21 protein-coding genes are annotated in these 22,857 nt (G+C 47.4%); 12 read left to right on the top strand and 9 right to left on the bottom strand.

Going from position 1 to position 22,857, the window contains the following annotated elements:
- Positions 1 to 155 precede the first annotated feature (155 nt).
- Positions 156 to 1,592 carry a heavy metal sensor histidine kinase gene (locus EX31_RS18865; RefSeq protein WP_037036109.1) on the bottom strand — a complete coding sequence of 479 codons (1,437 nt, stop codon included), beginning with the start codon at positions 1,590 to 1,592 and terminating at the stop codon, positions 156 to 158.
- Positions 1,585 to 2,259, bottom strand: a complete 675-nt coding sequence (locus tag EX31_RS18870; protein WP_013574706.1) for a heavy metal response regulator transcription factor — start codon at positions 2,257 to 2,259, stop codon at positions 1,585 to 1,587. The genes EX31_RS18865 and EX31_RS18870 overlap by 8 nt, the downstream gene beginning before the upstream one ends.
- A gap of 213 nt (positions 2,260 to 2,472) precedes the next feature.
- Between EX31_RS18870 and EX31_RS18875 the strand changes: the two genes are divergently transcribed.
- Genes EX31_RS18875 through EX31_RS18885 form a run of 3 tightly spaced genes read left to right on the top strand, consistent with a single transcriptional unit; the run spans position 2,473 to position 4,521 of the window.
- Entirely contained in the window at positions 2,473 to 3,096 is a 624-nt protein-coding gene (locus tag EX31_RS18875; protein WP_013574705.1) for a hypothetical protein, read from the top strand.
- A 26-nt stretch (positions 3,097 to 3,122) separates the two neighbouring features.
- The gene (locus tag EX31_RS18880) at positions 3,123 to 3,764 is read left to right on the top strand and encodes a cytochrome b/b6 domain-containing protein (RefSeq protein WP_037036111.1); all 642 of its coding nucleotides are present in this window, start codon (positions 3,123 to 3,125) and stop codon (positions 3,762 to 3,764) included.
- Positions 3,757 to 4,521, top strand: coding sequence for a molybdopterin-dependent oxidoreductase (locus EX31_RS18885; RefSeq protein ID WP_013574703.1), 765 nt, complete (start codon positions 3,757 to 3,759; stop codon positions 4,519 to 4,521). The genes EX31_RS18880 and EX31_RS18885 overlap by 8 nt, the downstream gene beginning before the upstream one ends.
- Positions 4,522 to 4,602: 81 nt before the next feature.
- Here the strand turns inward: EX31_RS18885 and ompX are convergent, their stop codons facing one another.
- Positions 4,603 to 5,136 (bottom strand): outer membrane protein OmpX, encoded by a 534-nt coding sequence (gene ompX / locus EX31_RS18890; protein WP_013574702.1) that lies wholly within the window; start codon positions 5,134 to 5,136, stop codon positions 4,603 to 4,605.
- Between the two features lie 399 nt (positions 5,137 to 5,535).
- Between ompX and rhtA the strand changes: the two genes are divergently transcribed.
- From rhtA to EX31_RS18935, 9 genes are all read left to right on the top strand, one after another.
- The gene (gene rhtA / locus EX31_RS18895) at positions 5,536 to 6,522 is read left to right on the top strand and encodes a threonine/homoserine exporter RhtA (RefSeq protein WP_013574701.1); all 987 of its coding nucleotides are present in this window, start codon (positions 5,536 to 5,538) and stop codon (positions 6,520 to 6,522) included.
- A 175-nt stretch (positions 6,523 to 6,697) separates the two neighbouring features.
- On the top strand, positions 6,698 to 7,261 hold the full coding sequence (locus EX31_RS18900; protein WP_013574699.1) for a fasciclin domain-containing protein: 564 nt from the start codon (positions 6,698 to 6,700) through the stop codon (positions 7,259 to 7,261).
- A 65-nt stretch (positions 7,262 to 7,326) separates the two neighbouring features.
- Complete coding sequence (locus tag EX31_RS18905) at positions 7,327 to 7,908, top strand: sigma-70 family RNA polymerase sigma factor (protein ID WP_013574698.1); 582 nt, start codon at positions 7,327 to 7,329, stop codon at positions 7,906 to 7,908.
- Complete coding sequence (locus EX31_RS18910) at positions 7,905 to 8,582, top strand: anti-sigma factor (protein ID WP_037036112.1); 678 nt, start codon at positions 7,905 to 7,907, stop codon at positions 8,580 to 8,582. The genes EX31_RS18905 and EX31_RS18910 overlap by 4 nt, the downstream gene beginning before the upstream one ends.
- Positions 8,583 to 8,996: 414 nt before the next feature.
- Positions 8,997 to 9,500 (top strand): DNA starvation/stationary phase protection protein Dps, encoded by a 504-nt coding sequence (gene dps / locus EX31_RS18915; RefSeq protein WP_015689551.1) that lies wholly within the window; start codon positions 8,997 to 8,999, stop codon positions 9,498 to 9,500.
- Between the two features lie 622 nt (positions 9,501 to 10,122).
- A complete protein-coding gene (locus EX31_RS18920; RefSeq protein ID WP_037036113.1) occupies positions 10,123 to 10,899 on the top strand; it encodes an ABC transporter permease in 777 nt (258 codons plus the stop codon).
- The gene (locus EX31_RS18925) at positions 10,896 to 11,561 is read left to right on the top strand and encodes an ABC transporter ATP-binding protein (RefSeq protein ID WP_037036114.1); all 666 of its coding nucleotides are present in this window, start codon (positions 10,896 to 10,898) and stop codon (positions 11,559 to 11,561) included. The genes EX31_RS18920 and EX31_RS18925 overlap by 4 nt, the downstream gene beginning before the upstream one ends.
- Before the next feature lie 30 nt (positions 11,562 to 11,591).
- Entirely contained in the window at positions 11,592 to 12,584 is a 993-nt protein-coding gene (locus EX31_RS18930) for a galactosyltransferase-related protein (protein WP_037036115.1), read from the top strand.
- Complete coding sequence (locus EX31_RS18935; RefSeq protein WP_037036116.1) at positions 12,577 to 14,091, top strand: stealth conserved region 3 domain-containing protein; 1,515 nt, start codon at positions 12,577 to 12,579, stop codon at positions 14,089 to 14,091. Before EX31_RS18930 ends, EX31_RS18935 begins: the two co-directional genes overlap by 8 nt.
- A gap of 55 nt (positions 14,092 to 14,146) precedes the next feature.
- Here EX31_RS18935 and EX31_RS18940 read toward each other — a convergent pair whose 3' ends face one another.
- From EX31_RS18940 to EX31_RS18965, 6 genes are read right to left on the bottom strand one after another with little or no spacing between them, the layout of a single operon-like run.
- The gene (locus EX31_RS18940; protein ID WP_037036117.1) at positions 14,147 to 15,256 is read right to left on the bottom strand and encodes a glycosyltransferase family 61 protein; all 1,110 of its coding nucleotides are present in this window, start codon (positions 15,254 to 15,256) and stop codon (positions 14,147 to 14,149) included.
- A gap of 55 nt (positions 15,257 to 15,311) precedes the next feature.
- A complete protein-coding gene (locus EX31_RS26455; protein WP_231576084.1) occupies positions 15,312 to 16,208 on the bottom strand; it encodes a CatB-related O-acetyltransferase in 897 nt (298 codons plus the stop codon).
- A gap of 42 nt (positions 16,209 to 16,250) precedes the next feature.
- The gene (locus tag EX31_RS18950) at positions 16,251 to 17,498 is read right to left on the bottom strand and encodes a capsule biosynthesis protein (protein WP_037036118.1); all 1,248 of its coding nucleotides are present in this window, start codon (positions 17,496 to 17,498) and stop codon (positions 16,251 to 16,253) included.
- Between the two features lie 47 nt (positions 17,499 to 17,545).
- Positions 17,546 to 19,585: a capsular polysaccharide biosynthesis protein gene (locus EX31_RS18955; protein WP_037036120.1), complete on the bottom strand. Its 2,040-nt coding sequence runs from the start codon at positions 19,583 to 19,585 to the stop codon at positions 17,546 to 17,548.
- The gene (locus tag EX31_RS18960) at positions 19,585 to 21,261 is read right to left on the bottom strand and encodes a polysaccharide biosynthesis/export family protein (RefSeq protein WP_013574686.1); all 1,677 of its coding nucleotides are present in this window, start codon (positions 21,259 to 21,261) and stop codon (positions 19,585 to 19,587) included. Before EX31_RS18960 ends, EX31_RS18955 begins: the two co-directional genes overlap by 1 nt.
- A 54-nt stretch (positions 21,262 to 21,315) precedes the next feature.
- Positions 21,316 to 22,404 carry a capsule biosynthesis protein gene (locus EX31_RS18965; RefSeq protein WP_369794815.1) on the bottom strand — a complete coding sequence of 363 codons (1,089 nt, stop codon included), beginning with the start codon at positions 22,402 to 22,404 and terminating at the stop codon, positions 21,316 to 21,318.
- Positions 22,405 to 22,857 lie beyond the last annotated feature (453 nt).

Raw genomic sequence — 22,857 nt, forward strand, 5'->3', positions numbered from 1 at the left:
GGACATATAGACTCCGGGCTGAGCATTTTCGTTCAAACTGAATGGTGACTTCCAATGTGATAATGTAACAAAATTAACGAATCCTTTTTATTTCAATTACATGAAAAAGAAATATTGCGGCTTTTTTTACGCAATTTTTCCCTTTCATTGAGAAACTATTGAGAAAGCTTGCGGTCGGATGCGGGAAAATAAAGGGTAAAACACGTTTCTCCCTGTGCGGAACTGGTTACGCTGACACTTCCCTGATGCAGGGCCATAATGGCCTGAACAATCGACAATCCAAGGCCGCTGGAACTGCCACCTTCACTACGTGAAGCATCCGCGCGATAGAAGCGGTCGAAAAGTTTTCCGAGTTTTTCCGGCGGAACAGGCTCACCCTGACTGATCACCCGGATATTCATGCCTTTTGCATGGGGTTCGGCGCGCAGCACGATGGCACTTCCCTCGCGGCCATAACGCACCGCATTAGCGACCAGATTACTCAGCGCACGTTGGAAAAGGATCGCATCCGCATGCAAGGTTCCCTCACCTTGCCCGTGAAGCGTCATTTCACGCTCTTCGGCCAGCCCTTCGAAATATTCCTGGATACGGGTAATTTCAGATGAAACATCAATACTGGTGATGGTCAGAACCGAGCGCGCATCGGAAGCGCGCGCCAGGAACAGAATGTTTTCCACCATACGTGAAATGCGTTCCAGCTCTTCTATATTGTTCGCCAGCAGTGTTTCGTATTCTTCCACTGTCCGGGGCTGATATAACGCCACCTGACAATGCCCCATCAGCGCGCCCACCGGGGTGCGGATTTCATGCGCCAGATCGGCGGAAAATTGCGTCAGCCGCTGATACCCCTCGGCGAGCCGGTCCAGCATGTCATTGAAAGAATAAATTAATTGCTGCAATTCCTGCGGCGCATTTTCCGAAGACAAACGCGTAGACAGACTGGCCGGATGGATCTGCGCCGCTTCATACGCCATATTGCGCAGCGGCCGCAATCCGCGGCGGATCACCAGATAACCCAGTGCGGCAATCAGAAAATAAGCGAATAACACCGCGCCAATAATTTCCCAGCGGAAAGTCTGCAACAGACGCGACTCCTCGGTCATGAAATGCGCGCCGGTGATTTCAACTGTCCGCCCGTCCTGAATCTGTACCGCCGCACGGGCAAAACGTACCGGCGTACCATCGGGGGCGGTGAGATGATGCACCGTATTCAGCGTCAGCGGCTGGCCGTCAGGCACCGCCGCTACCGGCGGCAATGCCAGCCGCGACGGATTGACGTTGATCAATAGCTTCTCACCCGAAAGGCGAAACGTCAGAATATCGCGCTCGTTGCCGAGCATATTTTCAAACAGGCCGGGATTACGGCTGAGTTGCGACAGCGGGAATTCGTTGGCAAGCAGATGACGGAAATACTGCACACGCCCGCTGACCTGGTAATCCGCGCGGCGTACCAGTTCTTTATCCATCGAGTAATAGAGGTAGAAACCGACGGCACTGACCACCATCGAGGCGATCAGCGCGAAAAGTAAGGTGGCGCGAAGCGTCAGCGACATGGCGCGTTTCGGGAGGTGAGTCAATTGACGATCACTCATGTCGCACTTCGCACACGTAACCGATGCCACGCACGGTATGGATCAGTTTCACCTCAAAGCTGCGGTCAACCTTGGCACGCAGACGCTTAATGGCGACATCCACTACATTGGTATCGCTGTCGAAATTCATGTCCCAGACCTGCGAGGCGATCATGGTTCGCGACAGAACCTCACCCTCGCGGCGCATCAGCAACTGCAGCAACATGAATTCCTTATTGGTCAGTGCGATGGTCTGATCCTGGCGGGTCACGCGGCGGCGCAGCACATCAAGATTCAGATCCGCCACCGAATACGCATCCGGCTCACGGGCGGCCGGGCGGCGCAGCAAGGTGCGGATACGCAACACCAGTTCGGTGAAGGAGAACGGTTTGATGAGATAGTCGTCAGCCCCCAGCTCCAGCCCGTGAATGCGATCCTGTACTTCATCGCGGGCGGTGAGAAACAACACCGGCACGTCGCTTTTTTTGCGCAGGACTTCCATCACCTGCCAGCCGTTCAGCCCCGGCAGCATGACGTCGAGGATCACCGCGTCGTACCCCTCTTCCAGCGCCAGAAACAGGCCGTCGGCACCGTTGCGTGCCAGATCTACGCTGTAACCTGCTTCTGTCAGCCCTTTTTTCAGGTAATCGCCTGTACTGACATCGTCTTCAATCACCAGTATTCGCATTCAGGCCCTCAGCGCCGCATGACCATTCACCTAAAGAATGATTCACCCGAAAGTTTATCAGTTTCGTCAGACACCTTTGATGACAATTTTGTCATCAATTTGTCATCAGCCAATACCGGTTTATCGTCCACTCTTAAGAAAGTTATTCATCACTGGCAGGTTCAGTGATTCATCTAACAGAATGAAAAAACGCTGGAAAATGGAGAATTAATCATGAATGCACCAACACGTCTCGCTGGTCTGTTACTGGGTTCCCTGCTGATGTGCAGCGGGATGACATCGGCATTTGCCGCCGATAATGTGATTAAACCTACACGCGGAACCATTGATTCAGTTAATGACTCATCGGTACAAATCACCACACGTCAGGGCGAAAAACTCGACGTTAAGCTGACCGACCAGACCAAGATCAATGCCGTCACCAAAGGGCAAATCAGCGATATCAAAGCGGACAGCTTCATCGGGACGGCCGCCGTTCCGCAGGCTAATGGCACGCTGAAAGCACTGGAAGTGCACGTATTCGCACCCAGCCTGCGCGGCAGCGGTGAAGGCTTCAATCCGTTTGAATCCGCCGATGGCAAAATCAATACCATGACCAACGGCACCGTCGGCAAGCTGGTGAACAGCAATGGCCGCACCCTGACCGTGAAATATCACGATGCCGAGAAAACGGTCATTGTGCCTGACGATGTACCGGTTGTTCTGCTGGCGCCGGGCGACCGCAGCCTGCTGAAACCGGGCACTAAAATCGTATTGTTTGCCATAAAAGATGACAAAGGTGCACTGGTTGCCCGTGGTATTGCTGCCGGTAAAGACGGCATCGCGCCGCCGATGTAATCCGGCCGAACAACAGGAGATTAAGCGTGAAACCTCAGCTCTCATCGCCCCGGAAGCGCCGGATTCATTCCTGGCCGGTTCGCATTTGTCATTGGATCAATCTGCTGGCAATGATCGGCATGGTGATGAGCGGCTGGGGGATTTATAACGCCGACCCGCTTTTCGCTTTCACTTTCCCGCAGAACACCACCCTCGGCGGCTGGCTGGGTGGCAATATTGCCTGGCATCTGGCGGTAATGTGGCTGCTGGCGGCCAATGCCCTGTTCTATCTGCTGTGGGGCATTTTCAGCGGTCATTTCAGACGCGACTTTTTCCCCTTTTCGCCCCGTACGATCTGGCGCGATACCGTTCGCGCACTGACATTCAAACTCCCGCACAAACTGGGTCAGTACAACGCGGTGCAAAAACTGATGTACAGCGGTGTTCTGTTGCTGGGCGCGCTGCTGGTGCTGTCGGGTTTGTCGATCTGGAAACCCGCGCAGTTCAGCGGTCTGGTCTGGTTGTTTGGCGGTTTTGATATCGCCCGTTATGTGCATTTCTTTGCGATGAGCGGCGTACTGCTGTTCGTCATTATTCACGTACTGATGGTTCTGCTGGTGCCGAAAACCTTCGTGGCGATGCTGACCGGCGGCAAAAAAATTAGCACGGAGGACCGAGCAGATGAGTGATAAAACACAGCGGCCAAAAATTATTCTTGAACCCGATCAGCGCAAGCAACTGGTTAATATTCAACGCCGTATGTTATTGCGCTCCGGCCTTACGCTGGGCGCGGTTTCGATGCTTACCGGCTGTAATCTGCAGGACGGCGATCAGGTCGATAAAGTGCTGTGGGCGATGTCCCGCTGGAACGACCGGGTACAAAGCTGGCTGTTCAGCGGCCAGAAACTGGCGCAAACCTATCGCGCCGATCAAATCACCACGCCGTTTCGTTTCAATGCGTATTACCCCGAATACAACGTGCCGGAAATCGACATCCCCAATTACCGGCTGGAAGTCTCCGGTTTGGTGCAAAAGAAAGCGCCGTGGACACTGGAACAATTGCAGCGCCTGCCGCAGGAAAGCCAGATCACCCGGCTGATATGCATTGAGGGCTGGAGCGCCATCGGCCAGTGGAAAGGCGTACCGCTGAAAACGTTTCTGCAACACGTCGGCGCGGATCTGACAGCCAAATATGTCGGATTCAAATGTGACGACCGCTATTATTCCAGTATTGATATGGCGACGGCACTGCATCCGCAAACCATTCTGGCTCTGGATTTTGGCGGCAAACCCTTACCCCCCGATTTTGGTTACCCGTTACGCCTGCGGATGCCAACCAAACTCGGCTTTAAAAACGCCAAACATATTGGCGCGATTTTCGTCACCAATGAATATCCCGGCGGCTACTGGGAAGATCAGGGTTATAACTGGTTCAGCGGGATCTGACAGGCATAAAAAAACCGCTCAGCTGAGCGGTTTTTGTTTTCGCGGGAGGGTAACGGCAAAGCGTTACGCTGCGGCGAAGAATTAGAAGCTGTAACCCACGCCTGCGATCCAGGTACCAACATCAACACTGCGGATGCGGGACTGTTCGTAAGACACGTCCAGAGCAACGTTCTGGATTGGATTGAACTGCAGACCAGCACCGTAAGAGAAACCGTAATCGCTGGTGTCATTTTTTTCACGGTTAGCAGTAGATGCTGCTGCTTCGTTGTACTGGAATTTGCCGTAGCCAACACCCACAACACCGTAGATGGAAACCCAGTCAGCCAGACGGTAAGCAGGACCCGCAGTCAGACCGTAGTATTGTGCTTTACGGTAGTCGCCAGATGCAGGAGAGCTGTCATCTTCGATGTAAGTGAAAGAACCGATAGCGCCCAGTGGGTTGCTATCTTGTTCCCAGCGGTATTTTAAGTTGAAGCCGTTTGCTTTGTTAGCAACGCCTTGTGCGTCACCCTGAGCGTAGCCAGCAGTTACGGTGCTGGTGTCAGCGAAAGCGCTTGAAGAAACGCCCAGTGCAACTACGCAAGCTAATGCGGAAAGACATGCAATTTTTTTCATAAACCACCTCAAAAAGAGAAACCAAAGTAACCTTCACGTTTGAAAATATAACAAAAACTAGTGTGAAACTCTGCCTCAATTAAGATGTCCAAAGCATCATATGGTGTAACAGGAAGTTTCCAGTACACGCTATCCATTTAATTTTATTGGGATTTTAGTCACACAAACTATAAGGTAAACTTATTGAACTTTTTGAGATTAGCAGATAATTCCTAAAAATTTGCTCAAAAAACAAACTATTTTAGGAAGTTTTTTAACAAACACGTTCCGAAAAAAACTTTTTCGTGAGGATTTTTTCTCGCCACTTTTCCCTCTACACTGACAGCGCTTTACCTTTCTTTTCAAAACTATAAATCTGAAGTTTCCGGATTCATGGGATCACCTCAAAAGGCGCAATGGATGACACAGTCAGGACAAAATCAGCCGCAGGATCCGCAGATCGCTCTGCAGGCAGCGACACATAACAACAGCCCGCCCGTCCCTGCGTTACCGAAAAAAACCTCACCGCTGGTGGCGATTCTGTTGCTACTGATCGCCATGTTGTCATTACAAGGCGGCGCGTCGCTGGCAAAAACGCTTTTCCCGGTGGTCGGCCCGCAGGGTGTCACGGCTCTGCGTCTTGGTATCGGCTCTATTCTGTTGCTGCTCTATTTTCGTCCGTGGCGCCTGAAAATGCGCGGCGGTAATTTGCGTGCACTGATGATGTATGGCCTGGCGCTGGGCTGCATGAACTATTCGTTTTATCTGGCCCTGCGTACCGTGCCGCTGGGCATTGCCGTTGCACTGGAATTTACCGGCCCGCTGGCGGTCGCGATGTTCTCCTCACGACGTCCGGTGGATTTCATCTGGGTCGTGCTGGCCGTAATCGGGTTACTGTTCCTGTTACCCCTGGGACAAAGTGCCGGCGGTGTTGACCTCAAAGGTGCGTGCTTTGCGCTGATCGCCGGTGGCTGCTGGGCGGTTTATATCCTCGCCGGACAACGTGCTGGCAGCAGTTACGGACCGGGCACCGCCGCGATGGGGTCACTGATTGCGGCGTTAATCTTCTTCCCGATTGGCGCAATCCAGGCACACACCTCTATTTTTAGCTGGGATATTTTACCGCTCGGCTTGCTGATCGCCCTGCTCACTTCCGCCATTCCTTATTCACTGGAAATGATGGCGCTGACCAAACTGCCAGCCAAAACCTTCGGTACGCTGATGAGCATGGAACCGGCGATGGCCGCGCTTTCCGGCATTATCTTCCTCGGTGAATTCCTGACCGCGACGCAGTGGATCGGGCTGGCGGCGATTATCGCGGCTTCCGCCGGTTCAACACTTACCCTCCAGCGCAAAACCAAAATCGAGACGGTGGATATTGCCGGAAATACCCCTTCCGGGAAGTAATTGCACCGCATCGCATAAAAAAGCCACGTCATCCCGATGTGGCTTTTTCTTTTCTATCAGCAGGTTGAAAATTATTTTCATTTATTTCATTTTTCCTGCATCCAAAAGCAGAGGGTCATTCGTATGTATAGATGTGAGGCAAGACCTCATCTCCTAACTGACGAAGGACACCATCATGAAAACATTACTCCGTACCGCAATCTGTGCTTCTCTGCTGCTCAGCACCGCGTCAATGGCTGCAATGATGTCTCAAAGCACCACCATGGTCGGTGGCGCAGAAATGTATCCGTCCAAAAATATCGTAGAAAATGCCCTGAATTCGAAAGACCACACCACGCTGGTGGCGGCGGTAAAAGCAGCAGGGCTGGTGGATACGCTGCAGGGCAAAGGCCCGTTCACCGTGTTTGCGCCAACCAACGCCGCGTTTGCCAAATTACCGGCGGGTACCGTGGATAATCTGGTGAAACCAGAAAACAAAGCCACCCTGACCAGCATCCTCACGTATCACGTGGTGGCCGGTAAATATGAAATGAAAGATTTGGAAAAACTGCTGAAAAAAGGCAACGGCACGGCGGAACTGAAAACCGTTAACGGCCAGCCACTGTGGATCCTGAACAACGGACCTCACAATATTCAGCTCAAAGATGGCAAGGGGAATATCGCCAACATCAGTACTTATGACGTCCAGCAGAAGAACGGTGTGATCGACGTCATTGATACCGTCCTGATGCCAAAATAATACCGGCTATACTGAGGGCATGATTTCTCTTATGAAACAGCACCTCAGTAAGTCAGGACGCGCGAATGCATGACAATTTTTTCGTTAAGCCAACACCAGAGAATGCGCCGGAAGTACAGCGCGAACTGATGAGCGCCATGGCCGTTGGCGATCGTCAGGCATTTGAGCAGTTATATCGTCTGACGTCCCCCCGGCTATTCGCCGTCGCATTACGCATGTTGCGGCGACATGCCTGGGCAGAAGAAGTGTTGCACGACAGCTATATCACCGCGTGGAACCGGGCTGCCTCGTATAATCCGGCGCTCAGTTCCCCGATGACCTGGCTTACCCATATTGTCCGCAACCGCGCTATCGACTGGATGCGCGGGAGCGATAACCAGTTAGATGAACTGGACGAGACAATGCATGACGGAGATGCCAGCGACTATGATGACCCCTTGCAACGGCTGCAACAGGACAGTGACGCCAAAATTCTGGCCACCTGCCTCGCACATCTGCCCGCCGAACAAAGACAAAGCCTGATCCTTGCCTATTATCAGGGCCTGTCGCACGGTGAGGTCTCATCGCATCTTCAACAACCTCTGGGGACGATCAAAAGCTGGATACGTCGCGCCCTGGATCACTTAAAGAGCTGCGTAGGACTATGAAAAGCAGAAGCCATTATCATGCCGCTCTGGCGGCTGAATATGCGCTCGGCACCTTGCGCGGCGCGGCCCGGATTCAGTTTGAGCAAAAAATGCAGGAAGACCCTGAACTGGCGGCCGAAGTGGCACGCTGGCAGGAAGCTTTCACGCAACTGGATAATCAGATAACCCCGGTCATCCCACCTGCATCGGTGTGGAAACGCATTCAGCATAACCTTGCGCTGCAACCGGCCATACTTCCGGCTCCGGCGACACGACCGGTGCGGGCTTATATGGGCTGGGCGCTGGCCGCCGGGCTTGCCGCATTGTTGCTGATCCCCCGCCTGCTGGTTCAGCCAGAAGCGCCAATGCCGGTGGCGATACTGGCCAGCAGCGCCGGTACGCAAAGCGGACAGTGGGTGGTCAGCGCGGACAGAAGCACCCGCAGCCTGTTGCTGACGCCGATCAATGCGCAGAATATCGCCGCAGATCACAGCCTTGAACTGTGGGCCATTCCGCCGGGAGGCAAGCCGCTTTCCCTCGGCTTGCTGAATACGCAACAACCGACGCAACTGGCGCTGGCAGCGAAAATGCCGGATGCAGGTTTTACGCTGGCAATAAGCCTCGAGCCTCACGGCGGTTCGCCGACCGGGCAACCGACGGGTACCGTTTTGTATAGCGGGGCGATGGCGCTTTAAAGGACAGCAGACAGTGATTAACGGCGGGTATTATCCCGCCGTTATATTTCAATATTAAATACGGCAAACTGTTATGCCGACTGGTCATATTTCATACCAGAACAAAGTCCCAGTAAAAATATATCCGCACACTGTCACTTACATTTAAAAATATCTTTCCCCACGTAATGAAAATAATTATCAGTCTTAGGTTATTTTAGCAGATTAATAAAAGTGGAAGTTCAGGAGGAATCCTATCCACCTTATAAATCAGCATGATAAGCTGGAAGTGAAATCACAGCAGAGCTTATAAGACACACGCTATCAGAACGATAGGAATGTACGCCCTGCAAATTTTCAATTTATTGCTATACTGAATGCAGTTACGAAATACATTAGTAGCAATTAATTTTAATGAAACAAGGAGATATGTATATGAGTACCGCTAAACTGGTCAAAACGAAATCTTCTGAGCTTATCTACACACGCAATGATTTAGATGAAAGCGTCAAACTCAATACTATCAAGGTGCTGAACCGTCTGGTGACTGAATACATCGATCTGTCGCTGATCACCAAACAAGCTCACTGGAACATGCGTGGCGCAAACTTTATTGCCGTACACGAAATGCTTGATGGTTTCCGTACCGCGATTATTGACCATCAGGACACCATCGCAGAACGTGTGGTGCAGTTAGGTGGTGTGGCACTGGGTACCGTGCAGGTTGTTAACGATAAAACCCCGCTGAAAAGTTACCCGACCAACATCCATACCGTGCAGGAACATCTGAAAGCCCTGGCGGAACGTTATGGTGTTGTCGCGAACGATACCCGTAAGGCTATCGGCGAAGTAGAAGATGAAGACACCGCAGATATTTTCACCGCTGCATCGCGCGACCTGGATAAATTCCTGTGGTTCATCGAATCAAATATTGAGTAACAATGTGCTCCGACCGCGGGATCATACGGCGGTAAAATGAGCGATTAACAAGAAAAGGCCGGTGACGAAAGTCACTGGCTTTTTCATTTTCGATAACAAATACCTGTATCCTCTTTTGGCGAATTGCACTTAAAACCCCTCTTACCCTGTAGCTTTACATCTACATTTAATAATCCCGCTGATAAATAGTTACATTTTCAACTACATTCTCAACGTCACCCCCTGGAACCGGTTTCATTATCCCACTGATAAACTTAATGTTTATTTTCATCCTAAGAGAATTCTTAAACCAATAGGCGGTGTGAATGATTTAATACAAATTAATAGCTCAAAGCAATTTTACATAACCTCGATCACACCTGAAACTTGCTGAAATATTTTTTCGCAACCTTTGCATTTTTGTGAAAAACGCCTGCCAACCTAACCCAATAAAAATTAAAGATAATTTACAGGGATGTGACAACGCATTAACCCCCTAAATGCAACTTACGGAAAAGTGACTCCCCTGTTGCGGCAGCATCAAAGATGTGCCGCCTCCCACAATCCGACCCGATTCCGAGCGCATTGGCTGCTGTAAGCCAGGGGCGGTAGCGTGGAAAATGTAAAAAACTGGAATAATCTGATGGCACGTAGTGGCTTAGAAGTACAGAAAGCGGCGGTGAAAGCGCTGTTTTTAAGGGAAATCAAAACCCGTTTTGGTAAGTACCGGTTAGGGTATCTGTGGGCGGCGCTGGAGCCGTCAGCACATGTTTTGGTTATGCTGGCTATTTTTGGTTATATCATGCACCGGACAATGCCTGATATTTCATTTCCAGTTTTCTTAATTAACGGCATCATACCATTTTTCATTTTTAGTAGTATAAGTAACCGCTCCATTGGTGCTATTGAAGCGAATCAGGGATTATTTAATTATCGTCCTGTCAAACCAATTGATACAATAATAGCCCGAGCCATACTCGAAAGTATTATTTATGCTTTTGTTTATGCATTATTAATGAGTGCTGTAGGTTTAATGGGTGAGCATTTTAAAATAAACCAATTAATTACGCTTGTATGTGTATGGATACTATTGGTTGTTTTTTCATGCGGTATCGGTTTAATATTTATGGTAATTGGGAAAACGTTCCCTGAAACTGAAAAGTTTTTACCAATTTTAATCAAACCATTATATTTTATATCCTGCATAATGTTCCCTCTTCATAATGTTCCAAAAGACTATTGGCATTATTTACTATGGAACCCACTCGTCCATGTAGTTGAACTTTGCCGTACCTCAGTTTTTCCTGGCTATGTTAGTGAAGGTGTTAGCCTAAGCTATCTCGCATTTTGTAGCTTGATAACATTATTCATCGGCCTTGCATTATATAGAACTCGTGAAAAGGCGATGTTGACATCATGATAAAAATTGAAGATCTGACAAAATCATATAAAACCCCTAAGGGACGACACTATGTTTTTAAAAATTTTAATGTAGACCTGCCAGAAAATAAAAGTGTTGCTCTGATTGGTCGTAATGGTGCAGGAAAATCGACCCTCCTACGGGTAATTGGTGGTATTGATCGACCAGATTCTGGAAAAGTTATCACACATAAGACTATATCCTGGCCAGTTGGGCTTTCAGGGGGATTCCAAGGAAGCCTGACAGGAAGAGAAAATGTCAAATTCGTTGCCAGATTATTTTCAAAACCAAATGAATTGCGTGACAAAGTAAGTTTTGTGGAAGATTTTGCAGAATTAGGAAAATACTTCGACATGCCAATAAAAACTTATTCATCAGGCATGAAATCACGATTGGGTTTTGGTCTAAGTATGGCGTTTCCCTTCGACTATTACTTAGTTGATGAAGTAACAGCGGTAGGTGATGCAAGATTTAAACAGAAATGTGCTGATTTATTTAAGTCTCGTCACAAAGCGTCTAGCTTCCTTATGGTTTCCCACAGTTTGAGTTCTTTAAAAGAATTTTGCGATGTTGCACTTTTTATCGGGCGAGACAATAAAATACAGTTTTTTGACTCGATTGATGAAGCTATAGCAACATATAAAGAAGACGAGAACCTTTGATAATATAGTGAATTATTTGGATGTTAATTCATGCTGACAATAATTATCCCGATAGATCTTCATTACAGAGCTAGTGATATTATAAAGAAATGTAAATTACTTCTTACCAATTCTGAAGGAAAAAATGTTAAATTTATTTTTGGCCATAATAATAGAAACACTAAAGCAGATAAAGAATTTGTAAAATTATTTAAAAATACTTCAAATTCAAAATTAATTAGTGCTCAATTTTACTCCGGTGAGGTGAACTCTTCATTACTAAGAAATCGTGCAGCTGCAGTAGTCGATACAAAGTATATTTGTTTACTTGATATCGATATATGGTTTGATTTTGTAATTCTCGAAAAGTACTATAAAAGACTAATCACTAATTGTGAGCCTTTCTATATCATCCCATGTCTTTATCTTACAAAACTTGGCTCAGATTTATTAATAAAGAAGAAGATTTCTAGCAGAAAATTAATTGAACGATACTTTTCCTACAGCAGAAAAGAGTTTCTTCATTTGGCCAGCCCATCTTCTATAACAATAATGAATATAGAAGATTATAATTCGCTGGACGGTTTTGATGAAAAATATTCGGGGCATGGATATGAAGATTTTGATTTTTTGATACGTTTATTAAAAAAGTACAACAAACTAGAATATAAGAATGATTTTCTTTCTAACAATAAAGCCCGATCTCCATTATTCGCTACCGGATTTCGCAGATATATTGGGGTGTTTTGTTTAAAACTATTATTAGAAAAAGACATTGCACTACACTTACATCATGAAAAGGCACCAATACTTAACTATACTCATGCAAGAAAGTTAAATCATGAGTTGTTTAGCAATAAATATTCTTCTTATTGCACAGGTAAAGTAGATCATGATAGTTCTCTTATAACAACGTTTATAAAGCTATGTAATGAAAATAGTTATAATCTAATTGATTATTCTATTTTATTTGATAATAAACCGGGTCACATTGACAGATTTGATACAATAAAAAGACGCATAAGGTTTCTCATAAATGGCTAATAGCATATACAAAAAAATATCTAAATTATTCCGTGATCCGAATATGTTCTTTTATGACATGTTCCGTAAAAGAGCCTTCAAAGGTGCTCCTCCGAAAACAAAAAAAATAACTTCACAGAACAACATATCGGCCTTTCCAACTATTAATGCTTTAGAGGTACAAAATCTAGGACTTGTTAACTACTTGAGGAGAAATCTTAAAGCAGGATTAGGCCCTAAAGATGGGTCAGATTGTAATAGCCTTTTGCTGTGGGCTGGTTATTTAGGTGCTTTGATCAATTTCATTAGTGGATTAAAATCTACGATGACCATGAATATTACTATTTATACGCTAGGTGGAGGCTACAGCTATACATCTACAAACGGTGAGTTATTTGATAGTAACCAGATCACTAAGAATTTGAATTCAAAACCTGATTTCGTTATCGAGTTAAGTAATGAACTTGGTGACCTTTACATCCTTCATTTCTATCTTTTTGATCTGGATGTTACAGGGCTTGCAACCGTGCGCTCGAACAAATCTTGGGTTAGGAAATTTCCTTTAGAAGAATTAGAAAACATATACTCACCTGAGAAACAAACAAAAGAAAGAAAAATCGATGCTGTTTATACATGGGTAAATCACGCAGACTTAGCCTGGCAAGAACAATGGAAAAATTCATTTCCTGACAGCGAGTTTGATCCTGACAGATACACGAGTAATGATGAATTAAAATACTCTTTAAGATCATTAAATAAATATGCACCTTGGTTGAATAATATCTATATAGTATCGAATTGTGCAAAACCTAGTTGGCTAACTAATCATCCTAGAATCATTTGGGTTGATCATAATGAAATTTTCCCATATAGCGAGTCTTTACCAACATTCAACTCCCATGCCATTGAAAGTTGTTTACATCATATAAAAGATTTATCTGAATATTTTATCTATTTAAATGATGACTTTATTTTAGGTCAACCTTGCCTGCCTTCTGACTTTTTTGACGAGGCAGGTAGATCCCTAGCCTATTTTGAACCATATGGCATGGTGTATTCATCGTCCGACAAAGAAGGTGTTCCAGATTATCTTTTAGCGGCAATGAACTCCAACAAATTAATAAAAGAACAGCATCCTGAGTATGATTCTAAATATCTCCATCGTCATGTTCCCTACGCTTTGAGAAAATCCGTACTTATGGAAATCGAGCGCACCTATCCTGAATCATTTTCCATAACAAGAAATTCAAAAATAAGATCACCTCTCGATATAAATCTCACCTCATTTTTATATCATCACTATTCATACATAAATGGAACCAGTGTTAAATCAGAAGTGTCAAGCTTAATTGTGCGCCCAAATAATATTAATTCAATATTATCTAAGGATTCTTATAAATATAAGATATTGTGTTTTAATGATGGGAATGGTAGTGCAGACGATATAGCATATAAGAAAAGTACTCAGCAATATCTTGACAAGAGATTATCTGAAAAGGCACCTTGGGAAGTTATTGCAGCATCATAATCATTTTAATCCTATAAATTGGAGAGGGAAGCTCTCCAATTTATATTTTTTAATACTATAGACCGAAATGATTTTTGATGGCATCTTTGACTTCAGATATATTAACCGTCCAATCTTTTTGGGTTCTATGCGTGTTACTAGGCATTATATCCGGAGCACCAAAAACATATGCCAATTGATCAGGAACTTGGCAAATCAATGAGTCAGCCACTACAACCCAACCAATAGAAGATATAATTAGCACCTTGCACTCCTCATTTGAAAAAAGTGTGTTATGCATTGCAGAACCACCAGAACCCGCGATGTATTTTGCTTCTGAGAAAAGTTTGACTTGATCGTAAATACTTAATTCCTGGGGGTGAATAATCTCGAACCCTAAGGAATAAAACAAATCTTCCACAAGCTTTTCATTCAATAATTTTCGCCCATTAACTTTTGACCTAGATATATATACTCTCTCATAAGGCATTATTCTTGATTTATAAGAAAGATTGTTTTTTATACGATCAAATGTATTTCGAGCTAAAGGATTTATAAAACGACGCCTTTGTATTGTTTTACTAGGTAAAAAAACGGTTGGACTATACGTTGGGCCTAGTATCCTTTCTATTCTTTCAGGCTTAACTCCTAGGGCGTCAAACATTGCCAAATAACCAGGAGATAACTTTATTGACGTGGCAATTTTCATTCCCTTATCTGTAATAAGATCTTGAGCCCAGAGATTTGGAATTACTTCAAGTAAAACATGCCCATAAACATCAGGATGATCAGTGTCAGCGTGATATAACGGATAGTCAACTTTAACAATGTCTTTATCTTTTAAATCAAATTTACTTTCATAACTTCCATCTTTTTGTAAAGCCAATCCGCCATGATGATGTAATCTGTTACGCATGAAAGTATAGGGTAGAATAGAGCTATCACTGCTATTTAAAACTATGTGATTAGGCAAAATTACAATATCACTTAGTTTTTCAACAGTGAGTTCGGAATAAGACATATCATCAACAGGATATGCTGTATCTGCTAACGGAAAGTCCAAACTGCCATATTTGGTCGGCGGAATAAATTTTGAACTTTTCGCAGCTTCTATTTTAACCACCGATGTTGATTCAGTAGTTTTATCACTAAAAAGTAGTTTTGAATAATTTTCTTCTAAATGCATGAAGGCTCCAAATGAATTTTAATTTTGTTTTTATAGAAAATGTGTATATTTATAATCAACTATATTTTTCTATAAATAACTGTATGTCTCTCATCATATAGGGAAGGGCTTCATCTATCTTTTCATCTTCCCAATCCCACCATTTAATCAGCATTAGCTGATTAACCACTTCCTCATCAAATCGATGCCTAATAACCTTTGCAGGGGCTCCTCCCACTATACCGTAGTCAGGTATATCCTTGGTTACAACACTATTGGCAGCAATAACGGCCCCATCTCCAATTGTCACTCCTGACATTATTTTTACAGAATGACCAATCCAAACATCGTTCCCTATAGTTACGTTACCATTGCTATAATGGTCAATTAAATCTAAAGATTTCATTGAAGGCCAAAATTTCTTTAGAGTCGAAAAAGGATATGTAGCAACCAAATCCACTTTATGATTTGCCAAAATAATAATAACATCATCTGCAATTGAGCAAAATTTTCCAATTTTCAAAATTGCATATTTAGCTTCAAGTATTTTGGGATGACCATAGGTGTGATCGCCGATTTCCCAGTTGAATCTTTCTATCTGTTCTTTAAGGAATTTTTTTGTTAGATTCTTATGCCTCGGCCTTTTATCCCAATCATAAGAAATTTCTTCTAATTTATGGGTTATATTCAAATGTGGTTTAATAAGAAAACCACCACACATAGTCAGCCGATTCTGTTGTAATGATATCTTGTCAAAAAGCGTACTCACATCTCCCGATTTATTTAGAAAAGCGACAGTCCCTTCAATAATTGTCCAGCTTGCTTCATTATTATGACTGTAGCCATATATCGAGCCATCTCTATTCAGTTTAATTGGCTCATGAGGGTATGACCCATCAAGACGGGAGAATTTAAAATACTTATCGCATAGGGATTCTGGATTTAAGCTTGTAAATTTTGAAAAATTAGTCATTAATTTCCTCAGATAATGCAATTATAAAAAAAGGAGAAGTCGTTAATCCAGTACTTTCACTAAACCATTTATATAAATAAATCTATCCGCATTAACTGCTTTTCTCGCCAACCTATTATTAGTGTAATACACCGCGTTAATCTGCGTATTCTTCAGCAAGTATAGCCGGAACTGCTTAAACAGCTTCGCATCGGGTTTAAACCCTGACTGCCAGAACTGGTTCAGGTGCCCCTGATACGTAATGCCTTTAATGTCATACAGCGCGTTGCCCATCACTTTCAGCGGCTTGTTATGAATAAGCGCTGATATCCCGGCGGTGCTGTTAATGGTAACAACCGCTTTGGAATGCGTCAGCAACTCAGGCATCGGCAGATCATGCACGTAGATTACGCGGTCAGCGATGCCGTATTTTTTACCAAGCTGGCGGATCAGCGGCCCGTATAAGCGGTGCCCTCTGTCCATCGGGTGATGTTTGATCACCAGATACTCAGCGGAAGGGGCTTTTTTGGCAAACGAGTGCATCACTTCATTGATGTAATCACGCACATCCTGATACGGGCTGTGATTGCGGATCTGACTGTCGTTATATACCTGCAAAATGGCCAGATAATACCGCTGATCCAGATCCGTCTGCAGTTGCTGCAAAATGTTGCGCTGGCGGAAGGCGTACAGCTTTTTACGCCAGGCAGCACGGGTCCAGCAGCGCGCCTCATACCACGGCGAGAAGGATTTGTGATGGCGATATTTTGGGAAGTCGTGCCGGTAGCGCCAGCCCGCCAGGTAATACACGGCCGCATGACGCACGCGCTGCCAGCCTGAAGGTTTCAGCTGTTCAACTTCCGGCATGGTCATTTCAGGCAGGCTGCGGTAGAACTCCGCATCGCGTGGCAGGCTGGAATAGGCATTCACGCCATTCTGCTCCAGCGTGATGTAATGCGGGCGCAGATACCCCTCCTCAAACGCGAGGAAGCGTATGCCTTTAGCCTGTGCCCAGCGTTTTGCTGCCTGATGCAACGGACGACAATCCCCGAAACACACGATGGTATCGAAGTCGTATTCCTGCCAGGTCTCTTTCAGCCAGGTCGGAAACTCTTTTGGCGTTTGCTGGTACAAGCGGTATTCACGCTTTCGCGAATACACCCTGTCGCCGCCGTTAAAGACGACATTCACCGCCTCACGCCCCAGAGACTCCAGCCACTGAGCTAAATCGCTGAAGAAAGGCCCCATCGGCCCCTGCAACAGCAAATATTTTTTCCCAGAAAGTAATGTCGTAAGCGCCTTACTGTCCATTTCTGTCCGTTTCCATTAATGCAATAAGCTTGTAGTAAGAAGCCGGTTCAGGTCGTCAACGTCACCCGGACCAGCATGAGCAGTTTTCTGTAATACCGGACTATCCTGCCCGCTTTAACTCTGGTGAATTGCATTTGTGCCCGGGGCGTCGCAGCAAGAAGTTCAACCGCCTGCTCTGCCAAAATGGGCTCCCGACTTTGCGGGTCGATATACGACGGGTAGGCAATCAGCGCCTGGTAAACCACATCGTCTAAGGTGAGGCTGCGCAGCCGGCGTGAACAGGCATGCTCATCCTGCGTCAGTCCCCATCCGGCATAAAATGGCATGCCGTAACACACCACTTTTTTACCGTGTAACAACGCTTCAAAACCTGACAGCGACGTCAGCGTGTGCAGTTCGTCGGCAGCCTGAATACATTGAATAATGTCTGCATCCAGCGCCTGACTGTCCGCCCAGCGGCTGACATCTTCGGCGGGAATGTGTCCCTGCCGGTTCCCCACCAGAACATCCGGATGAGGCTTATAAATAATGTAAGCGCCGGGGTTACGTTCCCGGACAGTGCGTAAAAGCGCGCTGTTGGTACGCAGGGATATCGTGCCGGTCAGGATAGAGGCATCGTCCTCAACCTGCCCCGGCACCAGAATCACCGTTTTATTCGTCGCTTCAGCGGGCAAGGTAAACGCCGCGCCCAGGTTGTATTTACTGACTTTGCTGGCAACCAGTCTCTGGCGTAACGTGGCAGCCCGCTGCTGCTGGCATGGCGCCAGATTGCTGTGACTCAGCAACAGTTCCAGGTCGCTCGGGCGCGTCGCATCGTAATAGATACCGGTTTTATCCAGCACCAGCGACAGCGGCGGATGCAGATCAGACCCCAGCCCGGCCGAACGCAGAAAACCATCTTCCATTCGCCATTGCGGGATCTGACGCTGCTGCGCCTGAGCACCCCAGCGGGCCTCGCCTTTGATGCCCCACACGACACAGGCCACTTCACCGGCATAGCGTTTACTGAAATTCACTTTGTTGCTTTTAGTTCGCAGGAAAGGCCCGAGAATGCTGCGCTTCCAGAGGGTCAGTCCCGGCGACCAGAGGCGTCCCGCCCGCTGTTGCTGATGCTTTCGCTGCATCAGCAGCCAGCTGAGAACATCAAACAATGTGCCGCTTTTGCCATTAGCCGGATTGATGTACCGGCTGTAACGCAAACAGGCCGCGCTGAACAACTCTTCCAGGCTGGCCGTACCCCGGCGTGCCCGGAGCGATGCGGACTGAGGATGACGGTCATCCGTCAGTCCCCAGCCTGCGTACCACGGCTGACCAAACACGCTGACCGGTTTTCCGGCGATCAGCGCTTCAAATCCGTAGTTAGACGTCACCACGTAAACCCGGCTGACAACGCGCAACAGCGATTGCGGGCTGACGTTTTCAGCCAGCAGTTTGATGCGTGGATCCTGCTGCGCCAGTTGGGTAATCTGCGTGAAATAGCCGGCTTTTTTGCCCAGCAAAACATCCGGGTGGATCTTTACCCAAATCTCAGACGTCGGGTTTTCTGCCATGGCGGCCTGCAACATCTGTTCGAACTGCTCCGCGCCTGCATTGCCATAAACCACCGCCATATCACCGAAAGTCTGATCGACCACCAGCACCGCGCCACACTCGGGTTTTGCCTTTGTGCAGGCCGGTGCCTGGTTGTATTTCGACAGATCACCTTCCACGATGATCTGCATGGCCTGCCGCGCCGTATCCTGCAGCGGCTGATTCTCTTCACGCTGGCGGATCAGCATTTCAAGCGTGCTGGGTTTCGAGGCGTCGTAATACATTCCCTGCGTCTCTAAAACCATTGAGAGCGGCTGACAGCCCGACACACCCAGTCCCAGGGAGCGGATAAACCCGTCTTCCAGCCGCAGCACCGGCAAGCCTGACTGCTCTGCCCGCGCGACGGCTTTCTCGCCGGTTGGCCGGTAACCCCACACCGCGATGCGGGTGATGCCATCCGGCACCGGTCGCAGCAGCGAAAGCTTGCGACAGGGTTCGCCGAGAAACGCTTCCAGATGCGGGATACGTTGTATGCCCGCTGAAAAGATCCCAATCATTAAATCGTCAGCACCACTTTCGCGGCGACGGCCAGCTGATACAGGATCGTCGAGATGCCACGGGTGATTTCGATATTTTTCGATTCGTATTTCGGCAGAACCATCAGCTCATCCCCCGGCTGCAACGTCTTCACGTCTTCCGCGTTAATCGCTTCGCCGTTTTGTTTAATCAGGATGACTTTCGAGTTCCCGGCTTTTTGCGTGTAGCCACCGACTTTCTCAATGTAATCATCCGGGCTCAGACCTTTCTGCCAGCTCACCGCATTCGGGAACAGCACTTCGCCGTGGATCATCACGAGTGAGGTTTTCTCCGGAATGTTGATGACATCGCCGTCTTCCAGGATCACTTCATTCAGATTATTTTCGCTCAGAACCACTTCGCCTTTCGGCACCACCTGACGCGCCTTCGCCACGAAACGGCTGACTAACTGGGCTTCCTGCGCACGCAAACGCCCTTCTTCCTGCGTCGAGGACTGTGCGGAAAGTGATGCTTCTTCGAGTTTCTGCAAGGTCAGATCCAGCATCTCTTTCTGGCGAAGCGCGACAGAACGACGGTAAAGCTGGATGGCGTTAATCTGCGACATGCTGTTGGTGCGGATTTTTGGCAACAGCTGGCTCATGGTGGCGCCATACGGCAGCACCACGGCGTGTTCACCGGAATGCGCGCCTTCGATGCGAACCTGAATGGTGCCCGCATAACGGTCGGAACTGACAATCAGTTTGTCGCCATCCTGCAATGAGCGCCCCGGTGCGGATCCCAGCGGGTAATACTCACTGCGTTTCATGCTGCCCTGCTGGCGGATAATGGTCATGTGCGTCGCGCCCGGTTTCGGGCGTGCCCAGCTCAGGGCCTCGCTGACCGGAATGGTGCTGTCGCGGAATTCAAAGTCATAGCTGTTAAAGACATCGCCTTCCACGCTGAACGTGTGCTGACGCGGCCCGACCACGATGGTATCGCCGTCAGAGAATTGCGACAGACGCAGATCGCCGTTGAGCAGAAAGTCATACAGGTTAATGCGCGAACGCACGCGGTCATTGTGTTTCACCACAATGTCGACATAGCTGCCGCGTTCAGTATCGACGCCGCCGGCTTTACTCAGATAAGAAAGCAGGGAGTCAGACGCCACACCGCCGTATAAACCGGGATTGGTCACATAGCCGGTGACAAACACTTTGACCGGCTGTGCCTGAAGCAGGGAGGCATACACGTTGACGTTGGCCTGATAAACCTGTTTTACCTTGGTAGTGATCACGCTGTTCAGCTGGCTGTTCGAGACGCCTGCGACTTTCAGCGGGCCGACGTTTGGCAGGAAGATATTACCTTTCGGGTCAACGGTCAGCGCGCCGTCAAAATTGAACGCGCCCCACAAACGGATTTGTACCTGATCGCCGAGGCCAACAATGTAATTCGGGTTGAAACCGATACTGGCCGCGTTATCGGCAGCCGCACCGCCGGTAAATAACTGCGCACCGAACATGCGGCTCATCACTGCCGGAACCGGAGGCGGTGGGGAATCATCAAAGCCGGTATCCGGACTCGTCTGTTGCGTCTGGCCGGTTAAAAATGTCGGCAACGGTGCCGCGCCGGTCATATTCGGATCGGCATTGATCCCCACGGCATTGGCCTGGGTCAGCTGGAAGGCCAGCAAGATAACAACGGACTTCAATAATTTCATAACAAACTCTGTAGGCGATTCTTCAGGCAAAAAGGGAAAGCGATACAGACCACATCAGTCTTTATGGTCATCGATAACGGCCAGCAATAATTTAATCGTTCCGAACAGCAGACAGCACACCAGCAACCAGCTGGCGATCATATAAGGGACATTCGGGAAGGTGGTTTCTTGCGGTAACTGAGGCGAACTGATCACCGACAGCACTTTCAGTTTGCGGGCAGCTTCAACACGCGTCTTTTCAATGGATGTCAGGGTGAGTTTGTAGAGTTCAGTATCAAACTGCACTTTCGACTTAATCTCTTCGAAATCCACGGCCATGGTATTGAGCTGACGGCCATCAGGCGCAGTAATTTTACTTTTTTCCTGATCAATCTGTTTGCCCAGAGACGTAATCGCATTTTGCGCACTGATCACCTGTGGCGCATCGTCACGCAGGTAAGTCAGCAGATTGCGTAACTCCGCTTCCATCTGAATTTTTTGCCCGACGAGCGTGTTCACCAGCGTGGTGGCGGCAATCGCCTGCGCTTCAGGGTCGAGAATATTGTTGTGGTTCTGATACGCCAGCAACTGCGCTTTACTCGCATTGAGACGTGCACGGGCCTCAAGCATTTCGTTTTCAGCAAATGCCTGCTGATCGCGGGCGATCTTATGAGAAATTTCATTGATAAAGCGTTCAGATTCTTTGAGAACGGCTTTGTTAAACTGCTCAGCGAACTGCGGGGTGAAGCCCTGTGTGCCGATAGTCAGCAGGCCAGATTTATCGTCATACGTGACGGCAATACGATCGCGGTAATAATTTAAAAACTGCTCGCGGCTGGCATCTTTGGGCAAATGATAGAGGAAATCTAAGCCGCTCCTGCCGAACACGGAATGGAAATCGAGTTGCTTATCCAGCGCGGCCAGCATGTCAGGTGAGTTGATGTATTCTTTTAAATACATCGCATCCTGGGCTGTGCCCGGGTTTCCTGCCCCCAACAGTAAGCCGACATTCAGGCTGGTGCCGCTGATGTCGTTAGAACTTTTGATGGCAACGGTGGATTCACTGAGATAACGCGGACGACTGAAAATCACCAGATAGATGATCAGTAACGCCATCGGCAGGCCAATGACAATTTTACCCAAATTGCGGTTCAGCGTTGCCATACTAAAATACGGAGACCGACGAACCCGGGCGATATGTTCCCCGGGCCATGCTGACTTCATTTTTTCAATAAACATTTATTATCATCATGACAAACTGCACGTTTTTATTATCGTGCTTTATTAAAAGTACCGTGAAACTGCGTTGATATCCCCAGCCAATGGATCACGGTGCGAAATCTTCATCGTGTTTAGGACTACACTTAAGAGTGGGCACTTATCATGGTTAGCCAAGCAAGCACATGTGTCTGACGAAATCCATTTCCTGGTCTGGCCGGTCGTAGCTGCGAGGCAGCGAGGGGAACTGAATGAGAAGTCGCTAAGACCTGCCAGGAACAAGGCTCCGCGGGCAGATCATGAGGTCACGAATATGCGAAAAGCAACAAATTCACACAATCTATTTATGTCTGAAATACATTCATTCAATTCATGGGTTTTTTTAACATAGAGCTCGAA

Source organism: Rahnella sp. WP5 (genome assembly GCF_000745615.1).
GTDB classification, from domain to species: Bacteria; Pseudomonadota; Gammaproteobacteria; order Enterobacterales; family Enterobacteriaceae; genus Rahnella; species Rahnella aceris.